General features: G+C 71.2%; 27 protein-coding genes and 1 pseudogene. 11 read left to right on the top strand and 17 right to left on the bottom strand.

The window, feature by feature from the left end; all coding sequences use genetic code 11:
- Positions 1-29 precede the first annotated feature (29 nt).
- Entirely contained in the window at positions 30-491 is a 462-nt protein-coding gene (locus LN251_RS30040; protein WP_458247316.1) for a GNAT family N-acetyltransferase, read from the bottom strand.
- A gap of 4 nt (positions 492-495) precedes the next feature.
- Positions 496-915: an arsenate reductase ArsC gene (locus LN251_RS30035; RefSeq protein ID WP_458247315.1), complete on the bottom strand. Its 420-nt coding sequence runs from the start codon at positions 913-915 to the stop codon at positions 496-498.
- A gap of 123 nt (positions 916-1038) precedes the next feature.
- On the opposite strand from LN251_RS30035, the gene LN251_RS30030 reads away from it, so the two are divergent.
- Positions 1039-1347 carry an ArsR/SmtB family transcription factor gene (locus tag LN251_RS30030; protein WP_458247314.1) on the top strand — a complete coding sequence of 103 codons (309 nt, stop codon included), beginning with the start codon at positions 1039-1041 and terminating at the stop codon, positions 1345-1347.
- Complete coding sequence (arsB, locus tag LN251_RS30025) at positions 1344-2450, top strand: ACR3 family arsenite efflux transporter (RefSeq protein WP_458247313.1); 1107 nt, start codon at positions 1344-1346, stop codon at positions 2448-2450. The genes LN251_RS30030 and arsB overlap by 4 nt, the downstream gene beginning before the upstream one ends.
- A 34-nt stretch (positions 2451-2484) precedes the next feature.
- Here the strand turns inward: arsB and LN251_RS30020 are convergent, their stop codons facing one another.
- The gene (locus LN251_RS30020; protein WP_458247312.1) at positions 2485-2862 is read right to left on the bottom strand and encodes an ArsR/SmtB family transcription factor; all 378 of its coding nucleotides are present in this window, start codon (positions 2860-2862) and stop codon (positions 2485-2487) included.
- Positions 2863-2994: 132 nt separating this feature from the next.
- Here LN251_RS30020 and LN251_RS30015 point away from each other — a divergent pair, with 132 nt between their 5' ends.
- The 4 genes from LN251_RS30015 to LN251_RS30000 all read left to right on the top strand — a co-directional run bounded on the left by LN251_RS30015 (position 2995) and on the right by LN251_RS30000 (position 6836).
- Positions 2995-4371 carry an NAD(P)-binding domain-containing protein gene (locus tag LN251_RS30015; protein WP_458248193.1) on the top strand — a complete coding sequence of 459 codons (1377 nt, stop codon included), beginning with the start codon at positions 2995-2997 and terminating at the stop codon, positions 4369-4371.
- A gap of 141 nt (positions 4372-4512) precedes the next feature.
- The gene (locus LN251_RS30010; protein WP_458247311.1) at positions 4513-5232 is read left to right on the top strand and encodes a haloacid dehalogenase type II; all 720 of its coding nucleotides are present in this window, start codon (positions 4513-4515) and stop codon (positions 5230-5232) included.
- A gap of 100 nt (positions 5233-5332) precedes the next feature.
- Positions 5333-6034: an SDR family NAD(P)-dependent oxidoreductase gene (locus LN251_RS30005; RefSeq protein WP_458247310.1), complete on the top strand. Its 702-nt coding sequence runs from the start codon at positions 5333-5335 to the stop codon at positions 6032-6034.
- Positions 6035-6041: 7 nt separating this feature from the next.
- A complete protein-coding gene (locus LN251_RS30000; RefSeq protein ID WP_458247309.1) occupies positions 6042-6836 on the top strand; it encodes a YqjF family protein in 795 nt (264 codons plus the stop codon).
- A gap of 36 nt (positions 6837-6872) precedes the next feature.
- Here LN251_RS30000 and LN251_RS29995 read toward each other — a convergent pair whose 3' ends face one another.
- Entirely contained in the window at positions 6873-8213 is a 1341-nt protein-coding gene (locus tag LN251_RS29995; RefSeq protein WP_458247308.1) for a glycosyltransferase, read from the bottom strand.
- A gap of 177 nt (positions 8214-8390) precedes the next feature.
- Here LN251_RS29995 and LN251_RS29990 point away from each other — a divergent pair, with 177 nt between their 5' ends.
- Positions 8391-10469, top strand: coding sequence for a glycosyltransferase family 4 protein (locus tag LN251_RS29990; protein ID WP_458247307.1), 2079 nt, complete (start codon positions 8391-8393; stop codon positions 10467-10469).
- A gap of 58 nt (positions 10470-10527) precedes the next feature.
- On the opposite strand, the gene LN251_RS29985 is transcribed toward LN251_RS29990, so the two are convergent.
- Together LN251_RS29985 and LN251_RS29980 are read right to left on the bottom strand one after the other, a co-directional pair.
- Positions 10528-11046, bottom strand: a complete 519-nt coding sequence (locus tag LN251_RS29985) for a DUF427 domain-containing protein (protein WP_458248192.1) — start codon at positions 11044-11046, stop codon at positions 10528-10530.
- Positions 11044-11316, bottom strand: a pseudogene (locus LN251_RS29980) (UBP-type zinc finger domain-containing protein); the annotation flags it as partial. The pseudogene LN251_RS29980 and the gene LN251_RS29985, both read right to left, overlap by 3 nt.
- A gap of 222 nt (positions 11317-11538) precedes the next feature.
- Here LN251_RS29980 and LN251_RS29975 point away from each other — a divergent pair.
- Positions 11539-12528 carry an aldo/keto reductase gene (locus tag LN251_RS29975; RefSeq protein ID WP_458247306.1) on the top strand — a complete coding sequence of 330 codons (990 nt, stop codon included), beginning with the start codon at positions 11539-11541 and terminating at the stop codon, positions 12526-12528.
- A 12-nt stretch (positions 12529-12540) separates the two neighbouring features.
- Here the strand turns inward: LN251_RS29975 and LN251_RS29970 are convergent, their stop codons facing one another.
- Positions 12541-13326 (bottom strand): helix-turn-helix domain-containing protein, encoded by a 786-nt coding sequence (locus tag LN251_RS29970; protein WP_458247305.1) that lies wholly within the window; start codon positions 13324-13326, stop codon positions 12541-12543.
- 70 nt (positions 13327-13396) lie between these two features.
- Here LN251_RS29970 and LN251_RS29965 point away from each other — a divergent pair, with 70 nt between their 5' ends.
- Entirely contained in the window at positions 13397-14215 is an 819-nt protein-coding gene (locus tag LN251_RS29965) for a phytanoyl-CoA dioxygenase family protein (protein ID WP_458247304.1), read from the top strand.
- Positions 14212-14496 carry a hypothetical protein gene (locus tag LN251_RS29960; protein WP_458247303.1) on the top strand — a complete coding sequence of 95 codons (285 nt, stop codon included), beginning with the start codon at positions 14212-14214 and terminating at the stop codon, positions 14494-14496. The genes LN251_RS29965 and LN251_RS29960 overlap by 4 nt, the downstream gene beginning before the upstream one ends.
- Before the next feature lie 92 nt (positions 14497-14588).
- On the opposite strand, the gene rox is transcribed toward LN251_RS29960, so the two are convergent.
- The 8 genes from rox to LN251_RS29920 all read right to left on the bottom strand — a co-directional run bounded on the left by rox (position 14589) and on the right by LN251_RS29920 (position 22694).
- Positions 14589-16064, bottom strand: a complete 1476-nt coding sequence (gene rox / locus LN251_RS29955; protein WP_458247302.1) for a rifampin monooxygenase — start codon at positions 16062-16064, stop codon at positions 14589-14591.
- Positions 16065-16352: 288 nt separating this feature from the next.
- Positions 16353-17177, bottom strand: coding sequence for an ATP/GTP-binding protein (locus LN251_RS29950; protein WP_458247301.1), 825 nt, complete (start codon positions 17175-17177; stop codon positions 16353-16355).
- 130 nt (positions 17178-17307) lie between these two features.
- Entirely contained in the window at positions 17308-18012 is a 705-nt protein-coding gene (gene fabG / locus LN251_RS29945) for a 3-oxoacyl-ACP reductase FabG (RefSeq protein WP_458247300.1), read from the bottom strand.
- Positions 18012-18287, bottom strand: a complete 276-nt coding sequence (locus tag LN251_RS29940; protein ID WP_458247299.1) for a hypothetical protein — start codon at positions 18285-18287, stop codon at positions 18012-18014. The genes fabG and LN251_RS29940 overlap by 1 nt, the downstream gene beginning before the upstream one ends.
- A complete protein-coding gene (locus tag LN251_RS29935) occupies positions 18284-18736 on the bottom strand; it encodes a hypothetical protein (RefSeq protein WP_458247298.1) in 453 nt (150 codons plus the stop codon). Before LN251_RS29935 ends, LN251_RS29940 begins: the two co-directional genes overlap by 4 nt.
- Positions 18737-19028: 292 nt before the next feature.
- Entirely contained in the window at positions 19029-20051 is a 1023-nt protein-coding gene (locus tag LN251_RS29930) for an AvrD family protein (RefSeq protein ID WP_458247297.1), read from the bottom strand.
- A 284-nt stretch (positions 20052-20335) separates the two neighbouring features.
- Complete coding sequence (locus tag LN251_RS29925; protein ID WP_058927533.1) at positions 20336-20821, bottom strand: MarR family winged helix-turn-helix transcriptional regulator; 486 nt, start codon at positions 20819-20821, stop codon at positions 20336-20338.
- A 178-nt stretch (positions 20822-20999) separates the two neighbouring features.
- On the bottom strand, positions 21000-22694 hold the full coding sequence (locus tag LN251_RS29920) for an MFS transporter (protein WP_458247296.1): 1695 nt from the start codon (positions 22692-22694) through the stop codon (positions 21000-21002).
- A gap of 373 nt (positions 22695-23067) precedes the next feature.
- On the opposite strand from LN251_RS29920, the gene LN251_RS29915 reads away from it, so the two are divergent.
- Positions 23068-24228 (top strand): amidase domain-containing protein, encoded by a 1161-nt coding sequence (locus LN251_RS29915; RefSeq protein ID WP_458247295.1) that lies wholly within the window; start codon positions 23068-23070, stop codon positions 24226-24228.
- 120 nt (positions 24229-24348) lie between these two features.
- On the opposite strand, the gene LN251_RS29910 is transcribed toward LN251_RS29915, so the two are convergent.
- Together LN251_RS29910 and LN251_RS29905 are read right to left on the bottom strand one after the other, a co-directional pair.
- Positions 24349-25008 (bottom strand): DUF305 domain-containing protein, encoded by a 660-nt coding sequence (locus LN251_RS29910; RefSeq protein ID WP_458247294.1) that lies wholly within the window; start codon positions 25006-25008, stop codon positions 24349-24351.
- Positions 25009-25115: 107 nt separating this feature from the next.
- Positions 25116-25595, bottom strand: a complete 480-nt coding sequence (locus tag LN251_RS29905; RefSeq protein WP_458247293.1) for a DUF6153 family protein — start codon at positions 25593-25595, stop codon at positions 25116-25118.
- Positions 25596-25659 lie beyond the last annotated feature (64 nt).

Raw genomic sequence — 25659 nt, 5'->3', positions numbered from 1 at the left:
CTCATGGCGATGGCCGGTCGCCGAGAACCTCAACTCGGGAGGGAGCGCAGGTACTGGGTGAGGGTGCGACCAGGGATCGAGCCGGACGGCACGCGGCCCACGGCGACGCCTCCCATGGCCTCGTAGAAGGGCTCGGCGTTCGGATCCGCGTCGATGGTGAACTCGGTGAATCCCAGCACCTTGGCGGTCTGCGCCACCTGGTTGAACAGCATCCGGCCGATGCCCTGCCCGATGACGTCGGGATCGACGAACATCATGCCGAGAACGCCCCGCGGTGGCTCGCCCTCGAAAGTCGTGAAGCCCACGATGCGGCCGTGGTGTGCCGCAACAGCCGTACGACGGGCGGCGAGTTCCGTACTCCTGAGGGTGAGTTCCTCGCGACACGACGCGAGGAACTCTGGGTCGTACCCCCAGTGGGCCTTCGAGCGAAGAGCCAGATCCGTCAACAGGGCCGCTTCCTCTTCCCGGGCGGGCCGGATCGAGATCGTCACGAGGTCATGCCTCCTGCTGCGCGTCGATCTCGGTGATGAGGGCCTCGATGCGCTTGCGGATCTCGTCGCGGATGGGGCGTACCACCTCGACGCCCTTGCCCGCCGGGTCCTCCAGGGCCCAGTCGAGGTAAGTCTTGCCCGGGAAGACGGGGCAGGCGTCGCCGCAGCCCATGGTGATGACGTAGTCGGACGCCTGGACGGCCTCGGTGGTCAGGATCTTCGGCGTGGCCGCGGAGATGTCGACGCCGACCTCGTGCATGGCCTCGACCGCGGCGGGGTTGACCTGGTCCCCGGGGACCGAGCCGGCCGAGCGTACCTCGATCCGGTCGCCCGCGAGGTGGTCGAGGAATCCGGCGGCCATCTGCGAACGGCCGGCGTTGTGGACGCAGACGAACAGCACGGAAGCGAGAGGGCTGGAGGACATCGTTCTTCCTTCGTCGGTGGACGTCGGTGGACCAAGGGGGCGGGAGAGGCCGGACGTTGGGACGACGCACAACACATCAGTGCTGGCTGGTATCAGCTCACGGTGATGTGACAGTATCAGCCCATGATGATGTCGGTCGACACTGATCTGATGCGCGTCCTCGCGGACCCGCTGCGCCTTCAGATCGTCACCTTGCTGGCCCGGGAGACGCTCTGCACCACCCACCTCATCGAGGAGACCGGTGCCCGGCAGACCAACCTGTCCAACCACCTGAGAGTGCTGCGCGAGGCGGGGGTCGTGGAGACGGAGCCGTGCGGCCGGTACACGTACTACAGGCTGCGCCCCGACGTCATCGCCTCGCTGGCCGGCCAGTTCGCCGAACTGGCCGAGTCCGCTCGCCGCGCCGCCGAGAACAAGAGGGCCTGCCCATGACCCGCACAGAGACCGCGACCGCCAAAGAGTCCTCGGTCGTCGCGCAGTTGTCGACGCTCGACCGTTTCCTCGCCGTCTGGATCCTGGCCGCCATGGCCGCCGGCCTCGGTCTGGGCCGGGCCGTCCCCGGCCTGAACGACGCCCTCGCCCGGGTCGCGATCGGGGGTGTCTCGCTGCCGATCGCGCTCGGCCTGCTGATCATGATGTACCCGGTCCTGGCCAAGGTGCGCTACGACAAGCTCGACGCCGTCACCGGCGACAGGCGGCTCATGATCTCGTCGCTGGTCATCAACTGGCTGATCGGCCCTGCCGTGATGTTCGCGCTGGCATGGATCTTCCTGCCGGACCTGCCGGAGTACCGCACCGGCCTGATCGTCGTCGGGCTCGCCCGCTGCATCGCCATGGTCATCATCTGGAACGACCTCGCCTGCGGCGACCGCGAGGCGGCCGCCGTCCTCGTCGCGCTCAACTCCCTCTTCCAGGTCCTGGCGTTCGGTCTGCTCGGCTGGTTCTACCTCGAACTGCTGCCCGGCTGGCTCGGATTGGGCGACGGCCGGCACCTGGACATCTCCATGGGAAAGATCGCTCTGAACGTCGTCATCTTCCTCGGTGTCCCGCTGCTGGCGGGCTTCCTCACCCGTCGCATCGGCGAACGGAAGCTGGGCCGCGACGGGTACGAGACGCGCTTCCTGCCCAGGATCGGCCCCTGGGCGCTGTACGGCCTGCTCTTCACGATCGTCGTCCTTTTCGCCCTGCAAGGAAAGACGATCACTTCCCAGCCCCTGGACGTGGCCCGCATCGCCCTGCCGCTGCTGGCCTACTTCGCGATCATGTGGTTCGGCACCTTCGCCCTCGGCAAGGCCATCGGCCTGGCCTACGACCGCACGGCCACCCTCGCCTTCACCGCCGCGGGCAACAACTTCGAGCTGGCGATCGCCGTCGCCATCGCCACCTTCGGCGTCACCTCCGGCCAGGCGCTGTCCGGCGTCGTCGGTCCGCTGATCGAGGTGCCCGTCCTGGTCGCGCTCGTGTACGTGTCCCTCGCCTGGCGGGGCAGGTTCGCGGCCGCCCGGCAGTCCGCACTCGCGGCGCAGGAGAGCTGAGGCCCGGCCCGCCCGCTGTTCCCCGCCGTCCGGCTCAGACCGCGGACGGCGGGATCGTCAGCAGTCGGCCCATCGTGGCGAGGACGGACGGCTCGACCCGGTAGTAGACCCAGGTGCCGCGCCGTTCGGAGGTGAGCAGACCGGCGTCCTTGAGCTTCTTCAGGTGGTGGGACACGGTCGGCTGCGAGACGCCGACGTCGGAGATGTCACACACGCACGCCTCGCCGCCCTCGTGCGAGGCGACCGCGGAGAACAGCCTCAGCCGCACCGGATCACCCAGGGCCTTGAACATGCGCGCGGCGCTCTCCGCTTCGTCCGCGGTGAACGGGCGCTCGGTCAGGGGCGGGCAGCACGGCGCCGTCCCCTCACCGGTGGCGGGTTCCAGCAGCGGCAACACCTTGGTGTTCGACATACGTCTATGTTGACACATGTCGAACCAAGGTCTTTGATTCGATATCTGTCTATGTTGACGCTCGTCGAATCAGATGGCATGGTGGGCGCAGAGACATCGACGAACGTCGAAGCAAAGGGGAATCCCGTGGCTGTGCCCACCAACAGCGTGTCCGCGACCGAGCAGCTGCCCGTCGTGGTCGTCGGAGCCGGGCCCATCGGCCTGGCCGCCGCCGCCCATCTCGTCGAGCGCGGCATCGAACCGCTGGTCCTGGAGGCCGGACCGTCCGCCGCCACCGCCGTACGGGCCTGGGCGCACGTCCGGCTGTTCTCGCCGTGGGCCGAGGTCACCGATCCCGCCGCCGAGAAGCTGCTCGCCCCGACCGGTTGGACCCGCCCCGACGGTGCCGTCTATCCGACCGGCGGAGACTGGGCCCAGAAGTACCTGCAGCCGCTCGCCGACGCCCTCGGGGACAAGGTCCGCTACGGCGTCACGGTCACCGGCGTCGCCCGCGCGGGCCGTGACCGCATCGTCGACTCCGGCCGCGACGAGCAGCCCTTCGTCGTGCACGTCCGTACCGCGAGCGGCCATGAGGAGCGGATCACCGCCCGCGCCGTCGTCGACGCCTCCGGCACCTGGTCCACCCCCGGCCCGATGGGCGCGGACGGCTTGCCCGCCCTCGGCGAGAAGGCCGCCGCCGACCGTGTCTCCTACCGCGTACCCGACCTGAGCGACCCGGCCGTGCGCGCCCGGTACACGGGCAGGCGGACCGCCGTCGTCGGCTCGGGCGCCTCCGCGTTCACCGCCCTGGCCTACCTCGCCGACCTCGCCGAGGAGGACAACGCCACGCACGCGGTGTGGATCCTGCGGCGCGGCATCCGTACCGACACCTACGGCGGAGGCGAGGCCGACCAGCTCCCCGCGCGAGGAGCCCTGGGACTGCGCGCCAAGGCCGCCGTCGACAACGGCCACGCAGGCGCGGTCACGGGCTTCCGCATCGCGGCCGTCGAACGCGACACCGACGACCGGCTGGTCCTGGTCGCCGAGGACGGCCGCCGCCTCGACCCGGTCGACGAGGTGATCGTCCTGACCGGCTTCCGCCCCGACCTGTCGTTCCTGTCCGAGGTCCGCCTCGGCCTCGACGAGCGCCTCCAGGCCCCGACCGCGCTGGCCCCGCTGATCGACCCGAACGTCCACTCCTGCGGCACCGTCTACCCGCACGGCGTCAACGAGCTCTCCCATCCCGAGCAGGGTGTCTACCTGGTCGGCATGAAGTCCTACGGCCGTGCCCCCACGTTCCTCGCGATGACCGGCTACGAGCAGGTCCGCTCCATCGCCGCCGCGATCGCCGGCGACCGCGAGGCCGCCGAACGCGTGGAGTTGACCCTGCCGGAGACCGGCGTCTGCGGGGGCGCGGGCCTGTTCGACGACCCCGACGCCGTACAGGGCGCTGAAGGCGGCGGATGTTGCGCCGCCCCGGCCACGCTCCAGATCGGCATCGGTGCCCCGGCGGCTTCAGGCGGCTGCTGACGCGCCGACGGCCCGCACCCCGGCGCCGCCCTCGGACCGCATCCCCGGCGCACGGTGCGGCGACAGCGCGCAGGACGGGTACTCGCCGCGCGACGGTCGCGCTGCCCGGCGACCGCGTACGGACGCCCGGAAGGGGAGCCCATGGCTGCCGACCAGCCCGAGGTCCTGGTCTTCGACGTCAACGAGACGCTCAGCGACCTCACGTCGCTGCGCGTCCGCTTCGAGGACACAGGGGCCCCGGGGCATCTGCTGCCGACGTGGTTCGCCGGGGTGCTGCGGGACGGTTTCGCCCTGACGGCCGCCGGTGCCTACGAGGACTTCACGTCCGTGGCCCACGAGGGGCTGCGGACGTTGCTGTCCGGCCTCGACGGCTGGGAAGGCGAGGAAGAGGCCGCGGCCGGGCACATTATGGGCGGCTTCTCCCAGCTGGACGTCCATCCCGATGTGCCGGACGGGGTACGGACGTTGAGCGAGGCCGGGTATCGGCTGACGGCGATGACCAACGGCAGCGTCGCCTCGACCGAGCGGCTGCTGGACAGGGCGGGAGTGCTGCACTGCTTCGAGGTCCTGTCGGACGTCTCCGGCCCTCGCTGCTGGAAACCCGCGCCCGCCGCTTACCACCATGCCGTCGAACGGGCCGGCATACGACCCGGGCGGGCGATGCTGGTCGCCGTGCACCCCTGGGACACCGACGGTGCGCGGCGAGCGGGACTGCAGGGAGCGTGGCTGCGGCGCGGAGCGTCCGTATATCCGCGGACGATGACCCCTCCCACGCGCAGCGCACAGGACCTGCGGGACCTCGCGGACGAACTGGCCGCCGCGCGGCGGAAGAGCGGAGGCGTCCACGGGGGCACCGTGTGACGTTCCCGGTGTGCCACCCACCCCCCTGCATCCGCCCGGCGGCCGACCGGCGAACCAGACACGTACGTCCAGGTGGTCGGCTGCGAACGGGAGGCAGGGCATGGACCTGCGCGGTGCACGGATTCTGGTGCCCGGCGCCACCGGGGAGATCGGGGGCGCGCTCGCCGTCCGTCTGCACACCCTGGGCGCCCGCACGGCACTGGCCGGTCGTGACCGCGAGGCCCTCACCCGTGTCTCGGCGGCGTGCGGGCACGCCCCCGCCTGCACCTTCGACGCCTGGGACGTCGACTCCTGCGCCAAGACGGTCGACTGGGCGGTGGCGGAGCTGGGCGGCCTGGACGCTGTCGTCGTGTGTGTCGGCGTCGCCGCCTTCGGGCCGGTCGGGGAGGTGGAGGACGCGGTCCGCGAACACCTGATGGCGGTGAACGCGCTGGCCCCGATGGCGTTCCTGAGGGCCGCCGCGGACCGGGTGCCCGAGGGCGGTGTGCTCGCCGCCGTCACCGGGATCGTGGCCGAGGCGGCACCGGCCCGGATGGCGGACTACGCCGCCGCCAAGGCGGCGCTGGCCACCTGGCTGACCGCGGTCCGCCGCGAGCAGCGGCGCAAGGGCGTGAGCGTACTGGAGGTCAACCTGCCCCACATGGACACGGGCTTCGCCGCGCGCGCCGTCGTGGGTGACGCGCCGCCGCTGCCGCCGGGACTGCCGGTCAGGGAGGGCGTGGACGCGATCGTGGAGGCGCTCTCCGCGGGAGCGAGGCTGGTTCGCCCCGGCTCCGGCGCGACGCTCGACGTGGTGCGGTAGAGCGGCCATGCCCAGAAGACGTCTCGCGTACAGCCCCCCGTCCCACCGCGCCCGGCCCGCGGAGGCGCTGACACCGCTGGCTCCCCGTACGGTGCGGCGCGTGCTGTTCCGGCAGCGCTGGCGGGACCTGGTGTTCCTGCACTGGCCCGCCGACCCGTTCGAGGTGGCCCGGCTGCTGCCGGCCGGTACCGTGCCCGACCTGTACCGGGGCCGAGCCTACGTCGGCCTGGTCTTCTTCCGCATGGACGACCTCGCCTTCGGCCGGACGCCGGCGCTGCCGTACCTGGGGAGCTTCGGCGAGGTCAACGTCCGGCTGTACAGCCGCGACGCCGCGGGGCGGCGCGGGGTCGTGTTCCGCTCGCTCGACTGCGACCGGCTGCTGCCCGTGCTGACGGCGCGCGGCGCTTTCGGGCTGCCCTACCGGTGGTCCCGCATCAGCGGCCAGTGGTTCGACAACCGGCTGCTGTACAGCACGCAGCGGCGCCAGGGTACGCGCGCGGGGGCACGTGTGTGGCTGGACGTCCAGGACGAGGCGGTGGCGGCCGGGCCGCTGGAGGAGTTCCTCACCCAGCGGTGGGGGCTGCACGAGCGGTTCCTCGGGCGCACCTACTACCTCCCCAACGCGCACCCCGCCTGGTCCTTCCGCAGGTGCAACCTGCTGGGATGGGAGGACGACCTGGTCGCGGAGGCGGGTCTGTCGAGGCCGCAGGGCGAGCCCGTGAGCGTTCTGTACGCGCCCGGCCTCCCGGTGGTCTTCGGACCGCCGGTGCGGCTGCCCACATCCGGTATGCCGTTCGACTGACCGCCGCCGGGCGTGTGCCGGGGCGACGGCGCCGGATCAGTCCGCCGACGTCCGCCGGGCCATGGCGGCCAGCAGTTCACCGGCTGCCCACCGGGGCCCCCGCCGCCGTACCGACGCGGCCAGGTCGGGCATGCGCGGGCTCACGGTGCGCCACACCGTCTCCAGTGCCGCGGGAACGTCGGCCGGCGAGAGCCTGTTCGGGTCGAGGACCACACCGGCGCCCGAACGCTCCGCGTCCCGGGCCACGGAGAACTGGTCGCTGGAGAACGGCAGCACCACCGCGGGCACGCCCGCCCTCAGGCACTCGGTGAAGGAGTTGCTGCCGCCGTGATGCACCATCGCGTCCACCCGCTCCAGCAGCGCGCGCTGGGGCACCGACGGCACCACCACGGCCCGCTCGCCGGCGAGATCGGCCAGCGCCGCGGACCGTTTCCCGGCGGCGACGACGACCGACACGTCCGGCCTGCCCTGGAGCAGCCCCGTGACGACCGTGCGCAGGACGTCGTCCCGTGCGGACAGGAACGTGCCGAGCGCGACGAGGACGATCCGCTCCTCCCCGCTCGCTCGCAGCTTGCGCAGGCGCGTGTCCCACTCCTTGTCGAGGGGCTCCGGGGCGGCGGCCATGTGCCCGGCGTACAGGCGGGCCGGCCCCGGCGGAGGTGTCGGCAGCCACGCGAACTCCGGGTAGGCGTAGACGACGGCATGCGGCGAGCTGAGGGCGAAGGCCCGGCCCGGAGCCGGCCGCGCGGGCGCGTGCCGCCGGGAGAAGGAGGCGAACAGGGCCGTGAAGGCCTCGTCGTTCTCCCGCGCTGCGGCCCGCAGTTGCCCCAGGGGGTCCGGATCGGGGCGCAGCGCGTCGGGCCAGGCGCAGGGGACGCCGAAGTAGGCGTCGGGGCCGCTGAGCACGTAACTGGGGTGCCCGGGACAGAAGGTCGCGTAGGGCAGGCCGAGGCAGTGCAGTGCCAGGGTGACCGGGTAGCTGAGCTGGTCCACGACGTACCAGTCGGGCCGCAGCCGCCGGTCGGCCGAGCGCAGCGCGTCGAGCACGCCGTCGGGGTCGGCCAGCATGTCCGCGCGCCGGTGGCGGGCCTGGGCGAGCAGCGTGGAGACGGCGCCCTCCCTGGTCGCGTCGAGGAACTCGGCCAGCCGCGCCGCCTCTTGGGCGTCCTGCTCGGTCGCCTCGGCCACCCCGGTGTTGGCGTTGCGCGTCACGGACAGCGGCTCGAAGCCCACCCCCGCCTCCCGGGCCAGGTGCTCGAACGCAGGAGCACAGGCGAAGTACACGTCCGCCCCCCGCAGATGCAGGGCACCGGCCAGGACCGACAGCGGCCGCGCATGGGACATGAACGGGGGACTGACGACAACGACACGCGGCATACGCACCCCTCGGCGAGACATCGTGCGCCCACCCTCCGTCGAAGCGGCGCCAGCGCATCGTAGGCACGTTCGGGCAGGTCGGACGGTGTGGCGATGGGCACGGACGGCAGGTGCATCCAGAAGGCCGACACCCCGGGAACCACAGAGGTCAGCGCCGTCCCTGAGACAGGAGAACCCGTGGCCGGCACCGCTTTCGCATCCCCCTCGGCCGCTCACGAGCCCGGACGGTCGGCAGAAGTCGGCCACGGGGGCCGTGACCCCTTGGTGGCCGCCCGGACCGCGTTCTTCGACGGCTCCGGCTGGACCGCACACCTTCCCGAGCCGCGACCCGACAGACGCCTTCCGGACGCGGCGGGCGAACTGGCGAGGCTGCTGGAAGCCGAATACGGGCTGCGGCCACGCGCCGTGTCGCCCGGCGACGGGCCCGGCGTCGACCGCCACGACAAAGCCGTGGCGGGGCTGCGCCGCGCCGCCCGCCTGGGCGTACCGCTGACGCCGGAGGCCCTGCTCGCCCACGGGGCGAGCGACCCGCGGCTCATGGCCGTCCTGACGGAGCTGTGGCCGGAGACCGTGCGCTGGCACGGCCCCCGGCACGCCGAGGAGGTGCTGCGCGCCACGCTCGGCGACTCGCGCGACGGACCGCCCGTGGGCCGGCTGCTGGACCTCGCGGTGGCCTCCGGCCTGCGTCCCTTCACCCCCGCCGAGGGCGCGTCACTCTCGCGGGACACCACCCACCGGGCCGTACGCCATGCCGCCTGGCGCTACCTGCACCAGCTTCCCGGCGGCCGGGCCCACCTGCCCGGCACCTCCCACGCCGAGGACGCCTACGAACGCCTTCTGCTGGCGCCGCCGACGCCCGTGCTCGGCCCGCAGGGGGAGAAGCTCGCGGGCCGGCTGGTCGCCCAGAGCATGCTGCTGGGCGGCCTGGACACTCCCGGGCAGGGGCTGAGCGGTGGACTGGCGGTGCTGCTCGGCGGGCTCGGCGACCGGCTGGCCGAGACCGAGGACATAGCCGGTGTGATCACGGTCGTGACGGCCGGGCACGAGGACCTGGCGGCGGACGGCCGGCTCGCTCATGAACGCGCGCCCGGGCACTGGGTGCTGCGGCTGCCCGTGGACGCGCCCTCGGCGCCGGCCCAGCCGGAGATGCACCGCCACCGCCCGGCGCTCACCTGGTGGGCGACCCGTCTGCTCGGGGACATGCCCCGCCCCTTGGACGTCCTGCACGTCAGATACGCCGACGACGGCAGCCTGGCACTCGCCGACGCCGCCGAGCGCCTGGGCGCGGCCCTGGTCTTCACGGCCACCCCCGACCCGCATCGCGGCCTCGCCGAACGCCATGCCGCCAGTGATCCGGCCGACCCGGCGGCGGCGGAGGCACTGCGCAACGACCTGCACCGGGTGTTCGTGGCCGACCGGCTCGTCGAGCGCGCGGACACGGTCGTCGGCATCCCCGGACGCGGTGGCACACAGGACCTCGTCCGCCACTTCCCCGGCCTCGCGCAGCTGAACGGGGGAAGCGGACCCAGCGCGCCGCCCGAGGGCATCGCCCCCTACCGGGACGCACCCGACGAGGACGACCGGCGGCGCGAGGCGCTGGCGCGGCTCTACCGGGACGGGTCGCGCCCCGACGCCCTGGACCCCCGCGACCGTGACCTGCCCGTGCTGCTCTGCGTGGGCCGGCTGCACCCGGTCAAACAGCAGGACCTCCTGCTCCGGGCCTGGCTGGCGACGGGTGCCCACCGCACCACGACGCTGGTCCTCGTCGGCGGCAGCCCCGGGACCGGCACACCGGTCGAGGACGACATCCGCCGCCGTATCGACGCCCTGCTCGCCGCATGCCCCGAGGCGGCCGGTCGCCTGGCTCTGCTGCCCGCCCTGCCGAACGCCGAGGTACGCCGCCTGCAGCGTGCCCTGACGGAGCGCACGGCCGACGCCTGCTGCTGGTACGTGTGCCCGAGCGCGAAGGAGGAGTTCGGGATCGCGGTGCTGGAGGCGATGGACGCGGGCCTGCCTGTCGCCGGTCCCCGCCGCGGGGGCGTCGCGCACTACCTGCGCGACCAGGTCAACGGCATCCTGATGGACACCTCCAGCCAGACCGGACTGATGAGAGGGCTGCGACGTATCGCGGCCACCTCCGCCGACGACCGAGGCCGCTACGCGGCCGAGGGCAGGAAGCTGGTCGCCGAGCGGTTCTCCGTGGGCCGCATGGCGGACGAACTGGCCGCCGAGTACACAGCCCTGCGCCCGCGCTGACGAACGGGGCCCGAAGGACACCAGTTGGACGGTGTCCTTCGGGCCCGCAGGCGGGACGTCACCACATCAGGGTGCCCGGCGCGCCCTTGAACGGCCCCCGCACTTCCGAGGTGATCCAGCCGCCGTAGAAGTCGCCCTCCTGCGCCGTGACGTCCTCCCCGTCGACGGTGCAGCGGTCCATGCTGCCCGGGTAGAAGGCGAAGAAGCGGGTGAGGGTCGTGTAGCCGGGCTCGGGCTCCGGATAACTCCACGCGGCACGAGCCCGTACGTCGTCTCCCACGACGACGTCCCAGTACCGGGCCGCTCCCTTCCACTCGCACCAGGTGCGACCCGAGACCGCCGGAAACAGAAGGTCCGTGCGGACGTCCGCCGGAGGAATGTAGAAGACGGGGGGATGGCTGGTCTCCAGCACCCGGACCGCCCTCCGGCTCTCCGCCACCACCTGGCCGGCGCACTCGACACGCACGAGGCGGTCGTCCTCCTGCACGGCGGGAGGCCGCGGGTAGTCCCAGACCGACTCGGGCGTCCTCGGCGCGGAACGTGGCACGGACCCTTCCGGGAGCGGATCCAGGTACACCTCGTCCTCGTAGCACCAGGCCCATTCCTGGCCGGCCGCCAGGGAACGTGCCACGGGGTGGCCGCCGGAGTGGAAGTGCGCCGTGGCGTGGGCACCGGGGGAGCTGTCGTCGCACCCCACGTGCCCGCAGGTCAGGCAGAGCAGCAGGCCTGACGGCGCACGCCCGCGCGCCAAGCACTGGGCGCACGTCTCACCCTGCGGCGCGGGGTCCGCGGTCCAGATGTGGGAGCAGGACCTGCCCGAGGGCCGTCCGCCGTCGGGCCGGGGCATCCACTTCGTCATCGGGGACCCCCCGCCGGTGATGTGCCGTTCACGATCTCTCCTCTGCAGTCCCGGTCTCGCCCTTTGCTTCACCCCCACCCCGTGCCGGGGATGCAGACCCGAGCAGGTGGGACGCGCGTCGAGCACGTCGGACTTGCCATGGAGTGCGCTCCAAGTCATAGCGTCGAGGACGTAAGGGCGCACAAGGACTGGGAAAGGCTGGGACACGACATGCGGAAGCGCAGTCTGCGGGACTTGCAGGTATCGGCCATCGGCCTGGGGTGCATGGGGATGTCCGCCTTCTACGGATCCGCCGACGAGGCCGAGGGCATCGCGACCATCCGGCACGCCCTCGACCTCGGGGTGGACTTCCTCGACACCGCGCAGATGTACGGGCCGCTCACCAACGAGTCCCTCGTCGGCGAGGCGATCCGGGGGCACCGTGACGCGTACGTGATCGCGACGAAGTTCAACTACCGGATGGACGACGCGGTACCGGGCGACATCAGCACGGTCGGCCCGCAGGACGGCTCGGCAGAGCACGTCCGCAGCTCCGTGCACGGCTCCCTGAAGCGTCTGGGCACGGACTACATCGACCTGTACTACCAGCACCGGGTCGACCCGAACGTGCCCATCGAGGAGACCGTCGGCGCACTGGGCGAGCTCGTCGCCGAGGGCAAGGTGCGCCACATCGGGCTGAGTGAGGCGAGCGCGCAGACCATCCGGCGCGCCCACGCCGTCCACCCGGTCACCGCGGTGCAGAGCGAGTACTCGCTGTGGTCGCGGGACGTGGAGGCCGAGGTGCTGCCCGCCTGCCGGGAGCTGGGCATCGGCTTCGTGCCGTACTCGCCCCTCGGCCGCGGCTTCCTCGCCGGGCGGTTCACCTCGCCGGACGACCTGGACGTCGACGACTGGCGCCGCCAGAACCCCCGCTTCCAGGACGCCAACCTGGAGGCGAACCTGCGGCTGGCGGCCAAGGTGAAGGAGATCGCCGCCGAGAAGGACGTGACGCCGGCGCAGCTGGCCATCGCCTGGGTGCTGGCCCAGGGCGAGGACCTGGTGCCGATCCCGGGCACCAAGCGCCGCACCTACCTGGAGCAGAACGCCGCCGCGGTCGACATCACACTGACCAAGGACGATCTGGCCCGTATCGACGCCGAGTTGCCCCAGGCGTCCGGCGAGCGCTACGACGAGGCGGGCATGCGCTCCGTCAACCGGTAGGCGCGGGCTGTCTCATCGACCCGCTGAGCGCCTGACCGAGCGTGGTGAGGCGCCCAGCTCCCGGTGGCAGGTCTTGTTGAACGCCTGCAGGTCGGGAATGCCGACGGTCGCGGCGATCGCCGGGATGGCGAGCGTCGAGGCGATCAGCAGGTGCCGGGCGCGTTCCATCCGGCGGTGGCGGATGTAGCCGACGACGGTGAGCCCGGTGTCCTTGCGGAACAGCCGCGTGAGCTGCGTGTGGGAGATCCCGGCGGCACGGGCGATGTCCGGGACGTTCAGCTGCTCCGCCAGACGCTGCTCGATGTGGGCCATGGCAGCCCGCAGGGCGGGGTGCCGGGCCCCGTCTCCGGTTCCGGACGTGCGCGCCAGGGTGGTCGTGCGCCACAGCACGGTCCACAGTTCCGCGGCGGCGCGCGTGGGGGACTGGGTGCCCGCCGCGACCGTCTGCCGCAGCATCGCGGTGAGCATCGCCGCGTCCGCGCCCGCGTCCTGCATCGCCGGGACGCGGCGCCGCTCGCCGTCTCCGGGCAGCGTGAAATGGGCGTACAGGTGCTGGCTGGGCGCGTGGTCGTAGTGGAAGTGCACTTCGGTGGCGGGCGGTACGAGGCTGACGTGTCCGGGGCGGATCGGATGCCGGAAGCCGTCGAACTCCAAGGTGCCGGAGTAGGCGTACAGATGGAGCTGCCACAGGTGCGGCAGCCGGAACACCTCGTGAGGGCCGGCGTGGCCGTGGACGCCCACCCCGGCGTTCTCCACGTGCGGAGGCAGGTCCAGGGCCGGCTCCACGTAGTGCGTCATGGCGGAAAAGTACCAGCGGCCGCTGATTACAGCCCATTACGGAACGGCCGTCCTTTCCTACGGTTGCCGTATGCCAACCACACGACAACTGCTGAGCTCCGCCCAGGTGGCGCGGTTCGTGGCCCACGGTTTCCTGCGCCTGGACGGCGTCGTGCCCCGTGAACTCAACGAGGAGGCGCCCGGCGTCTTCGCCGCGGGCCTGCCGTCGGTTCCGTACGGCACCGCCGTGCCGAAGGCGTTCGCCGAGCGGTCCTTCGCCCGGCGGCTGGTCGAACTACCTTCGGTTGCGGGCGCGTTGGAAAGCCTGGTGGGCCCGAACCCCACGGTCGACCACCACTTCGTGCACACGCGTGAGCCGCGCGAGGGCAGTGCGCAGCCGCTGCACGCCGACGCCCTGATCGACCTGCGCACCGACGCCTTCGACGTGCAGCTGATGTACTACCCGCAGGAGGTCACCGCGGACATGGGCGGCACGCTCATCGTCCCGGGCAGCCATCTGCGGCGCACCAACGAGTCGGACACCGGCCGGTACCAGAACCTGCGCGGGCAGACCCGGCTGACCTGCCCGGCCGGCACGGTCGTCCTGCTGCACCACGGCATCTGGCACGGCGGCCGCCGCAACGACAGTGACACCGTCCGCCACATGTACAAGATCCGTTTCAACCCGACGGTGCCGCAGGTACGGCTGTGGGACACCACCGACCTCCACGACCCCGCTGTGCGCGAGGAGTTGGGGCGCACCTTCCCCTGGTACGAAACGGCCACCGGCCGTCTGGAGATCCACAACCGGATCAGGCTCTGGCGGGCCCTGTCCGCCGACCCCGACTTCGACATCGAGTACTGGGCCACCCGGATCTCGAACCGACCCGCGCAGAGGAGCCACGCGTGACCAGCTCGGACACCGTACGGCAGCAGGTGCTCGTCCTGTACCTGGACACCTCGGCACTGGATTCGCCGGTCGTCGGATGGGCTCGGTACGACGGCACCGGCGCGAGCCGGCCCACCACCGGGGACGCGGACGAGCCGCCGTACGAGACCGGCGTCGCCGCCCTGCAGGACGGCTGGCGCCTCTTCCAGGCCGCCCAGCTCATCCCCCCGTACCCGGGGGCGGAACACGAGACGTCGTTCCTCAAGCACGAGTTCTTCTTCGAGAGACTGGTGACCCTGTGAGCCGGGTACGACGGGGGTGCGGGTGCGTCCGGCAACGTGACTGAGCCGGACGGCCCAACACCTCCCGCCGCGCGCTGCTGCCTGCTGCGGCTTCAGTCGGTGGGTTCGCCGAACCAGCGACCGAGGTGGTCGTCGAGTTCGTGCTGGTCGTCGCCGACCCAGGCGACGTGGCCGTCGGGGCGCAGCAGAACGCACGGGACGTCCAGGGCCGCGGTGGGATCGGCGACGTGGTCGACGCGGTCCGACCAGCCGCCGGCGGTCAGGCGTTCGGTGCGGTCCAGCAGCAGCCCGCGGCCGCGGTGCAGCAGACCGTAGAGGCGCCCCCGCTTCACGTCGATGTCCCGCAGCCGGCGGCCGAGCAGATCGTGGCCAGCGCCGAAGTCGTAGCGGATGCCGATCGCGGTGATCTTCTCGGTCAGGAAGCGGTTGACCTCGTCGAAGTCCATCAGTTCGGTGAGCAGCCTGCGCACGGCCTGCGGGCCCGGTTCGGTGGAGTACAGATCCATCTGGGCGCGGGTGTTGTCGAGGACGTCCTCGGCGACCGGACGGCGTTCGCGCGGGTAGGTGTCCAGGAGTGTCTCCGGTGCCCAGCCGTGGATCTGCGCGGCCAGTTTCCAGCCGAGGTTGAAGGCGTCCTGGAGGCCCAGGTTGAGCCCCTGTCCGCCGGTGGGCGGATGGATGTGGGCGGCATCGCCGGCCAGCGGCACCCGCCCGACCCGGTAGCGTTCGGCCAGCCGGGTGGCGTCCCCGAAGCGGGACAACCAGCGCGGGGAGTGGATGCCGAAGTCGGTTCCGGCGACGGCCCGCAGCCGGCGCCTGAAGTCTTCGAGGGTGGGTGGTTCCGCGCGGTCGCTGACGGCGGCGGCGGGGACCACGAGGCTGTAGACCCGCTCGCCGACCGGCCGCAGCCAGAATCGCGGCTGGGCCGCGCGGATCTCGCTCACCTTGGCGGCGATCTCGTCCTGCGGCACGCCCACTTCCACTTCGCCCATCAGCGTGTCGTTCCGTGAGGCTTCGCCGGGGAAGCCGACGCCGAGCAGTTTGCGTACCGTACTGCGTCCGCCGTCACAGCCGACGAGATAGCGCGAACGCAGCCGTTCGCCGTCGGCCAGTTCGACGGTCACGCCCTCGTCGTCCTGGTCCAGAGCGGTCACCGCACTGCCGTGCCGGACCTGCGCACCCAGGTGGACCGCGTGTTCCTCCAGCAGGCGCACGACGGTGGGCTGCGGGATGCCCAGCAGATAGGCGTGCGCGGAATCCAGGTCCTTGGGCGCGGGTTTGGCGATCGCGGCGAAGAGGCCGCCGGCCGGGCGCTGCCGTCCGTGGGCGAGCATGCGCTCCAGGAGCCCGCGCATGTCCAGCAGTTCGAGGCTGCGTGCGTGCAGACCCACGATGCGGGCGAAGGACACGGGTTCGGTTTCCCGCTCCACGACGAGTACCCGCACGTCGTGCAGGCGCAGTTCGGCGGCCAGCGTAGCGCCGGTCGGCCCGCACCCGGCGATGATCACGTCGAACTCGCGGGGCGCGCGGTGGGCGTCGGAAGCCTGCGAACGGGGTGCAGAGTCCATGGGTGTTGCCTTTCGGGAGTGCCTTGTGGTGGAGGCGCTCCCGGCGACCTGTACGTCAGTCGCCGGCCGTGACCACAAGGGGGAGCACCCACGTCGATACAGCGTTCATGGGTCTCACCTCCTCGGGCGGTGTCACGGTCCACTGCAAGCTACAAGCCCGGGCATCGCCCGTCCAACGCTTTTCGCGGCCATGCCGCCTGCCGGGCTCGTCGGACCGGCCGCTGCGCCCTTCCCCTTGCCGACGGCAGGGCGTCGAGAAGGGGAAGGGCGTCCGTGGGCGTCGGCGGGTCAGAACCGCGTCGCGTAGGCCACGCGCCGGCGCAGGGACTTGGTGCGCTGCGCCTCGTGGAAGCGGTCGTCCTGTTCCAGGACCTCGGTGGCCTGCCGCACGCGGTGGTGCGCCTGGTCGATGGCCTCGTCGAGCGGCATCACCAGGGGCAGGCCGAAGATGTCGACGATCTGCGCCACCCGGTCGCGGACGCTGCCGCCCACGACGTGGTACGGGATCTGCAGTTCCTCGAGCGTCTCGATGAGCAGGTCGTCGGAGAGCTTGCGGAACTTCTCCGACACCGGGCGGTGACCGTCGGCCTTCATGGCGAACTCGACGGGCAGGTGCACATAGGCGTCGTAGATGCGCTTGGCGCGTGCCTTGGTGACCGCGCCGTAGGCGTCCATGTACTGGCGGTAGAACCGCTTCACCGGCAGCCCGGCGATGTTCTTCACCGTCTTGACCAGGAGGCTGGCGCCCGGATTGATGCCGACGCGCATACGCGCCTCGCCGTAGATCCACTCGTGGATGACGGAGCCGTCCGAGATGAACGGTCCCGCGCCCGCCTCGTGGTGGATGCGTTCTTCGAGGCGCCGCAGGCCGAGCATGGTGAGCTCGGACGCGCTCAGTTCCTGCACCTGTTTGCCGGGGACGAGATCCATCAGGATCTCGCGGGAGGTCATCGCGTGGGTGCGAGGGATGCCGGTCGCGATCGACAGGGCCTCGGTCGTGGTGCTCTTGCCACTGGAGTACGTCCCGGAGATGGCCAGGTGGAGGCCGCGCTCCGGCGCGGGCGCCGCGGACGGTGAGTCGGTCCGGGGCGTCGGGGTGTGCGTGTCGGTCATGGCGTGTTCTCTTCTCGTCGTTGGTGTCGTGGCGGTCTCGTCGCCGGTGTCATGGCCGGGACGGGCGGGCCGGCGGCCAGGGACCGCGCGAAGGCGGAGCCGGCGGTGCTGCGGCCGGTGGCGTCGCGGGTCAACCGCCCAGGCCCAGGCCGCCGCTGACGGGCAGGACGGCTCCCGTCACATAGCGGCCCGATTCGCCGGTCAGGTACCGGACCGCGGCGGCGACGTCCTCCACCTCCCCGGCGTGGCCCAGGGGCGTGATGGCCAGCAGGTGCCGGCGCCGACCATCGGTGATCGCACGGCTCATGTCGGTGTCGATCAGACCTGGTGCGACGACGTTGACCGTGATGTTGCGGGGACCGAGCTCCCAGGCGAGGCTGCGGGCCATACCGAGCATCCCGGCTTTGGCGGCGGCGTAGTTGACCTGTCCCGGCGCCCCGTACGCGTAGGTCATCGAGGACATCAGGACGATACGGCCCCAGCGGGCACGCATCATGCCGCGCACCGCGCGCCGCACCGTGCGGAAGGCGCCTTGCAGGTTCACGTCGACGACGTCGGTGAAGTCACGCTCCTCCATGCGCAGGAGCAGCCTGTCGCGGGTGATGCCCGCGTTCACGACGAGGACTTCGACCGGCCCGTGTTCCGCCTCCGCCTTCTCGAACGCGGTGTCGATGCTCTGCGGATCGGTCATCTCGGCGCGCACCGCGAGGAGCCCGTCCGGCGGCCGGGTGTCGCGGTGGGTGACGGCGACGCGGTCGCCGTCCGCCGCGAGGGCTCGGGCGACGGCGAGTCCGATGCCGCGGTTGCCGCCGGTGACCAGCACCGAGCGTCCCATCAGTGGCTCCTTCGGGAATCGTCCTGGTGGTGCGGGAGACGGCGGTCCGCGGCACGTCGGCGGGCGAGCATGAGGTTGGCGGCCGCGGTCGCGGCGATCAGCGAACCGATCTCCGTGTGACTGGGCATCTCGAAGAGGCTGTCCGGGAGGACGGTGGGCAGTTCGCCCCGGCCGAGGCCGCCGTGCGGGAGGTGTTCGTGAGCGCGGAGCGTGCCCATGGTGGCCTTCGTGCCGCTGCCGGCAGCGATGCGGCTGTTGTGAGGTGGGTGCTTCATCGGCCTGCCCCGCTTCCCGGACCCGCCGCGGCGCATCGCTGCGAGGCCTCCGCGAAGAGGTGCTCGACGGCCGCGGCGAGCCGGTCCGCGGGCAGGACGCCCGGCAGGATGCGGCGGGCGAAGCGGGGGCTCGGCGGCAGCCCGTCGTGCCCGTCCTCGGTCAGCAGCGGCGGCAGGAGTGCCACCGGTGTGCGGGACAGGGTCTCGTCGCTGTCCTTCAGGAACCGGGCGGCACGGTCCCGGTGGGCGTCCGGGAGCCAGTCGAGGAAGGGCAGGCGCAACTCCACGACCTCGTCCTCCCCGGACTCGTCGGAGTGGGCGCGGGTCAGGGACTCGAGCAGCTGACAGGGTGCGGACCGCATCTCCTGGCGCAGCACCGGCACATGGCTGCGGGCCTCGTCCAGCAGCACCAGAAGCGGTCGTTCCTTTTCGATGTGTTCGTGCACCATCGCCAATTGGTCTTGATCCGGCCAGATTCCCGCGGGTGTCCAGGACCGGGTGCCGGGTTGCCGCGGCTGCTCTTTCCAGAGCACGCGCGCCGGTCCTTCGAGTACGACGATCACTTCTCCGAAGCGTAACGTCGGTGAAAAAAGCATGACTGATATTCCCCCGTACGTTCCTGCAATTTCGCGATACCGCACAGTCGAATTCCCGATGGGCAGGCCGAGTTCCTGGCATGGTCCGTTCGGGCATACTGAGCGGATTGAATACGGCCTTTCGCCGCGATGTCGCGCCGTGCGGTCAGGAGGCCGCGGGCAGCCGGTGCGCGAGTGAGCACCGGCCGCCGATCCCCGCGAAGTCGTCGACGGCCAGGTCCGCGGTGCGCCAGGTCTCCCCGCGCATGGTGACCAACCGGGTCCCGGTGGTGCGGACGTTCGTGGCGAAGCTGCGGCCCAGCGGCCGTACCGGCGTACGGGCGCCGATGACGAAGCGCCTCATCCACAACGTGTCGGTACGGCCCCGGGACAGCCCGTCCTGCGCGTAGAGCAGGGCCTGGGCCAGCTGGGCCACCCCAACGAGCGCGTCGATCGGCGAGACCGAGGGCCCGTACTCCGCTTCGGCGCCGTGGGTGTCCGTGCCCGCACCCGGCTGTTCGGGTACGACGCGCTGGCGGCCTTGGATGCGCTGTCCGTCCAGGTCGACGTGGACGTGGTTCGCGTACTGGATGCGGTTTTTGTAGCCCTCGCCGTAGTGGCGGCCACTGGCCGGCCCCAGGGCCTGCGAGGCGTCCGCGTAGGTGTGCGGGCCACCGCTTGCGTGTTGATCCCGTTCGTGCGCGAGAGTGCAGCGCACCCGCAGGCCGCCGACCCGGCAGCCGAACGTGGTGCTGACCGGCGCGGAGGGGCCGGAGTCCGGACCCTTGGACGTGAGCAGACGGCCCTCCACGGGGAAGTCCGCGAGGTCCTCGTGCGGGGTGCTGCCGGCGCGTACGTCGGCCTCCCGCAGCCAGGTGCGCCGCTGTTGCGCCGGTGTCAGCCCGAAGGCCCGGCCGATGTGCGTCTCGGCCAGCGTCACGGCAAGTACCAGCGCGTCGATGCTGCTCAGATGCGGCCGCAGCTCGCCGGCGCCCGACTTGCGGGACCAGTCCTGCGGGTAGTGCAGGGTGCCCCGCGCGGTGACGAGAGCTCCCGGTTCGGCCGAGCCGTCGGTGCTGATGTTCCTGAGGTCCTGGCCGACTCGTTTGTAACCACTTCCGAAGAAGCGTGCGCTGCCCGGACCGAGGCAGCTGTCGAAAGATCCGTAGAACAAATCCTTGCTGCTCATTCCCCCGTTGACCTTTCCCCCTGTTGCGGGCTTGACCCGCGTGCCGGATCCGACCTGGATCGGTCGGCTTCGGACACAACGAGACTAACACGGTCGAGTTGGGGTCCAGCGGGAATCAAGGACCATGTGAGACTGTCCACAATTCCGCCTGAAGGTGTATCAGGAGGGGATTATCGAATTCCGCGGACAGGCTCACGGAAACTCATGAAGGATCGCGAAATGCGGATTTATGAATTCCGGCGAAGCGGAGAAGGAGAAACCGTGCCCGCGCGCCCGCAGGACGGTCACTCGCAGGCGATGACCCGCGGCCAGCGGTCGGCGAGCAGTTCGCCGAGCAGCGTCCGCAGTCGCTCACGGTCCGCCTCGGGTACGGCGGCCAGGAACTCCCGCTCCACCGCGTCGACCGCGTGACCCGCGCGCTCGAGGGCCTCACGGCCGGCGTCGGTCAGGCTCAGGATGTAGCGCCTGCGGTCCGAGGGGTTGCGGCGGCGCTCCACATGGCCCGCGCCCTCCATCTCGTCCACCAGCGCGACCATGGTCGTCGGATCGAGGTTCAGCAGCCGGCTCAGGTCCTGCTGGGACAGGCTGAGGCCACTCTCCAGGGCCGCGAGGACGTAGAAGTAGCGCATCCTCATCCCCTGTGCCGCCAGGGCCCGTTCGGCATCCTCCATCAGCAGCACGCCGGCCTTGTGCAGCAGATATCCGGTCCTGCGGACAAGTGGCAGGTCCAGCCCGGCGGGCTCCGCCGGGCCGCGCATCGCCTGTGTCATCCGGGCCGCTCCCCTTGTCGAATGAGGTGACCGGGACCTGCCGGGAGACCCTTGGCGTTGCCGAGCGTCCCCCGTGCCGATCATCGGTTCTTCGAAGCGTAACGGCAGTGGTGCCGGCCTCCAAGACCGGGCAGCCACGCCCCCTGGTCCGTGGCTGCCCGGTCGCTCGTCCGGCCCGTCAGTGGGCCTCGCCGGCCGGCTCCCGGCTCTCGCTCCGGCTCCACGCGACGGAAACGGCGCCACTCTGTTCCGCCTCGTCGCCCGAAACGGCCGCGGGTGCGCCGGCGTCCTTCGACGTCTCCGTACGGGCACTCTCGTGGAGGTCCCGGGTGCGGACGAAGGCGAATCCGACCAGCGCCCCGACGGCCGCGACGGCGGCACACACGAGCATGACGTCGGTCAGGCCGTCCACGAAGGCCGTGCGCGCGGCCTCGTCGAGGGCCGGAACCAGGTGCCGGGGCGCGCGGCTGAGGGCCTCGGCACCGCCGCCGGCCGCCACGGCCTCGCCGAACCCGTGGGCGGCGGGGCCCAGTTGGCGACCTGCGGCGGCCTGGGTGAACAGGTCCGTCACCCGGCTGTGGAAGACGGCGCCGAAGCCGGCGATACCGATGGCCACGCCCACCTGCTGGAACGTCTCACTTATGCCGGAGGCCATACCCGCCTTCGACGGCTCCACCACGGCGATGGACAGCGATGCGCGGGAGGGGTTGAACAGCCCCATGCCGATACCGATGCCGAACATGCTCGGCAGCAACGCGGTCCAGGCGGTGTGCGGGCCGGTGAGCGCGACGAGGGCCAGTCCGACGGCGATGAGAGCCATGGAGGTCCCCATCAACAGCCGTTGCGGCACCCGGGTCGTCAGCGAACCGGCGACGGCGGCGGCCACGAACAGGGTCAGGGTCAACGGCAGGAAGCGCAGTCCGGTCTCCCACGGCGAGAACGCCAGCACGTTCTGGACGTAGGAGACGAGCAGGAAGATCGCCGACATGGTGGCGGCGGCGCACAGCAGCGTGACGGCGGAGACGCCGTTGAAGGTGACGTTGCGGAACAACGACAGTTGCAGCATGGCCTGTTCGCCGCGCCGCCTCTCGACGACGGTGAACAGTGCCAGCAGAACCACGGAGGCGCCGAACATGACCGTGATCGGCAGGCTGCTCCAGCCGTCGGTCTCGCCGCGCAGCAGCCCCAGCACGAGGAGGCTCAGCGCTCCGGAGAACAGCACCAGACCCCACCAGTCCAGAGCCGGCGCCTTTTCGGGGTGCCATTCACGCATCCGCAGCAGGCTGATGGCCAGCGCGACGAGGCCGACCGGAACGTTCACCAGGAAGATCCATCGCCAGCCCAGTCCGTCGGTGAGCGCGCCCCCGATCAGCGGCCCGAAGGCGATGGACAGGCCGACGACACCACCGAAGACGCCGAAGGCCCGGCCCCGGTCCTGGCCCCGGTACTCCTGCCCGATGAGCGCGGGACCCACGGCGAACAGGACGGCGCCGCCCAGTCCCTGTACACCGCGCGAGACGGAGAGGGCCACGGTGTCGTCGGCGAGGCCGCAGGCGAGCGAGGCCAGGAGGAACACGACGAAGCCCGCGTTGAAGACGCGCTTGCGGCCCAGCCTGTCCGCCAGCGAGCCGGCCGTCAGCAGCACCGCCGCCAACCCCAACGCGTAGGCGTCCAGCACCCATTGCAGGGACGTGAAACTCGCGTCGAAGGCCTCCCGGATGTCCGGCAGCGCCACGTTCACCACGGTCAGGTCCAGCAGCAGCATGAACGTGGCGACACACACCACGGCCAGTGTCCACCCCCGGCCACCGGGACCCGCCTCGGCCGCGGGCCCGGACGCCGACTGCGGCGGCCTGGTCGTTCGTTCGTCCATCGTTCCCCCGAATCTCGATGATCAATAGTTCAAATCATCGGCAACGCCGATGATTTGAAAAGCTATGGATGTCCCGGGACGCCTGTCAATGCGCCGACCGCCTTTCGGCCGACACCGGGCCGGAAAACGCGCCTCGCCGCCGGGCGAAGGGAGGGGGCGTCGTGCCCGTGACGTCGGCACTGTGCCGGTCTGTCTGGGGCCCACTCGGCCGGCGGTCGCGCCCGGGGCTACTTCACGGGTTTCGCCGGCGCATCCCCCTTCACACCAGCTACACACGGCGTGCGAAGATGCCGTCGCCCGGTACGTACATCGGTGTGCCGGCAGAGGGGAAAATCGAGTGAAATCAAGGAAACTGAGCCGCAGACGGCGTCACGTGACCATAGTGACGGCGGCCGCAGCATCGGTGGTCGCCGGTGCGGCGCTGCTGCCCAACTGGAGCGCGGGTGCCGCGGTCGGGGCCGACCAGCCGACCGTGGACCCGACGACCAAGGCCACCTTCCAGAAGCTGGCCGACGCGGTCTTCACCGAGCGCACCGACGCTCTGCTGGACAGCGGCAAGGGGCGCAACAAGCCGCTGTCGTCCCGGTTCTCCGGCGACGTACGCATGTCCTCCACGCTGTCGGACGACGAGAAGTCCGCTCTGTCCCAGCTGCGCACCCGCAAGTCCCGTCTGCGGGCGCTCGGCGAGAGCTACAGCGCGGGCAACACCAAGGTGTCGCTGGACCGGACGGTCGTCCAGGGGCGGCATGCCACGGTTCAGGTCACCGAGACCACTACGCTGACGTACAAGAAGGTCAGCGGTAAGAAGGTCAGTGGCAACGAGCCGAAGACGACCGGCTTCCAGGCCCACCACCGGCTCACCTTCACGGCCGACGCCAACGGCAACTGGCAGCTGTCGAAGATCCGGGAGACGGACGCGGGCTACCTCGCCGTCAACCAGCCGGCCAAGCCGTCCATCAAGGCGGCGCCGACCACGGCCGACGACAACATGCCGCAGGCGGCTCGCTCCGCCACCACGTGGCCCGCGCCGTCGAACCCGAAGAACTTCTCCGCCAGCGGCTACGACTACAAGGCGATGGCCGCGTACGCGGAGAAGTACTGGAGCAACTACAACCCCGCCTACCCGAACTTCAACGGTCAGGGTGGCGGCGGCGACTGCACCAACTTCGTCAGCCAGTCGCTGAAGGCGGGCGGCTGGAAGCACGTCCCCGGCTACGTGTACGACTACACCAAGTGGTTCGGCAACTCCGACATCCAGTCGGACTCGTTCGTCGGCGTCAACGAGTTCTCCTGGTTCGCCCTGAACTCGAAGCGCGTCACCAGCCTCGCCAACGTCTACCAGCTGGACGTCGGTGACGTGCTGCAGATGGACTTCGACAAGGACGGGTCCAAGGACCACACGATGATCGTCACCTACCGCAGCCCGCAGGGCGTGCCGTACGTGACGTACCACTCCACCAACACCTACCGCAGGTCGGTGGCCAGCATCATCGCGTCGTACCCGAACGCGGCGTACTACGCCTACCGGACCTGACCGGTGCGTGAATGGGGACCGGGCGACCGGTCCCCGATTCCGTCGAGCGGTGGTGAGGGGCGACCGTCCGGGCTGCCGGGCGCATGCCGGGAAGTCCGGACGGTCAGCCGATGACCCGGCTCAGAGCCGGTCGAGGATGCTCTGCAGCTGCTCGACCTCGACCGACTGGCTCGTGGCGATGTTCCCGGCCGTCTTGACCGCGTCGGGGTTCTTGCCGTTCTTCTGCTCTTCCTTGGCCATGGTGATCGCGCCCTTGTGATGCCCGATCATCATCTGCGCGAACATCTTGTCGAACGCGGCGCCCTTCATGGCCTTGAGCGCCTTCATGTTCCTGTCGGACATCATGCCCTCGCCCATGTCCATGCCGGGCATGTCCCCCATGGCCACCGGCCTGCCCCAGGACCGCAGCCAGCCCTTCATCGCCGTGATCTCGGGGTTCTGGGCCTTCTCGATCTTGCCCGCGAGGCTCTTGACCTCCGAGTCCGCGGCCCGGCCGTCGGCGAACCGGGCCATCTCCAGCGCCTGCTCGTGGTGCGGGATCATCATCTGGGCGAACGTCACGTCCGCGTCGTTGAAGTCGCCGGCGGAGGGAGTCTTGCCGGCGTCGGCGGCCGCGGTGGAGGACGGCGTGCCGCTGCCGTGGTTCATGCCGGGCATGCCGGCCGTGTCGTCGCCGTTGCCGCCGCAGGCGGAGAGCAGCAGGGCTCCCGCCGCGACGACGCTCGCGGCGGCGACGCGGCGGGCGGGCGTGCGGCGCAGGGCACGCGTGAAGGCAGTCATGATCGATGTCACCTCGTGTGTCTGGTGTGTCCGGTTCTTGTGGCTGTTTCGGCGCATACGACGTCGCCGGCGCGCGCGATGGCACGCGACCGCGAGGACGGTTCGGCCTACAGCCTCAGAACCGACAACCGGGTGAGATCGGGACCTGGTGGGGGAGGGGCGGGCCACAACTGGGCCAAGGCCCGGGACAGCAGATGCGCCGGCCGGTCGGGATGACGGGCGAGGGCGGAGCGCAGAAGCGCGGCCAGGACCCAGGCCCCGAGCAGCACGGCCAGACACAGCGTCAGCATGTCCATCGCCATCAAAGGCATCTGCAAGACCGGCGCGTGCGTGAACTGCAGGTGCTTCAAGGGCATGTACGCGGATGACGCCTGCGCCGGGTCCGCCGCCCCGTGCGCGTCCACGCGGGTGACGGCGGCTGCGTGAGCCGCGGCAGCGTCGCCCGTCGCCGCTGCCGGCGCGTGGGACGCCGCGCTCATCGCGGCCGAGGACGCGTCGGCCTGGTGTCCCACGGTGTGCATGACGAAGACGCTGAGTGCGAGCACCACGACGAGCAGCAGATGCCCGAGGGCGCTTGCCGCGCGCACGCATCGGCTCACTCGCACCGCGTACTCCTGTCCGCTCGCTGTGGATCACTGCCTCTCGACAGTA

Source organism: Streptomyces sp. MAI_2237 (assembly GCF_054189285.1).
The sequence above is the reverse complement of the archived record's forward strand: the minus strand, read 5'-3'. Positions and strand labels throughout refer to the sequence as shown.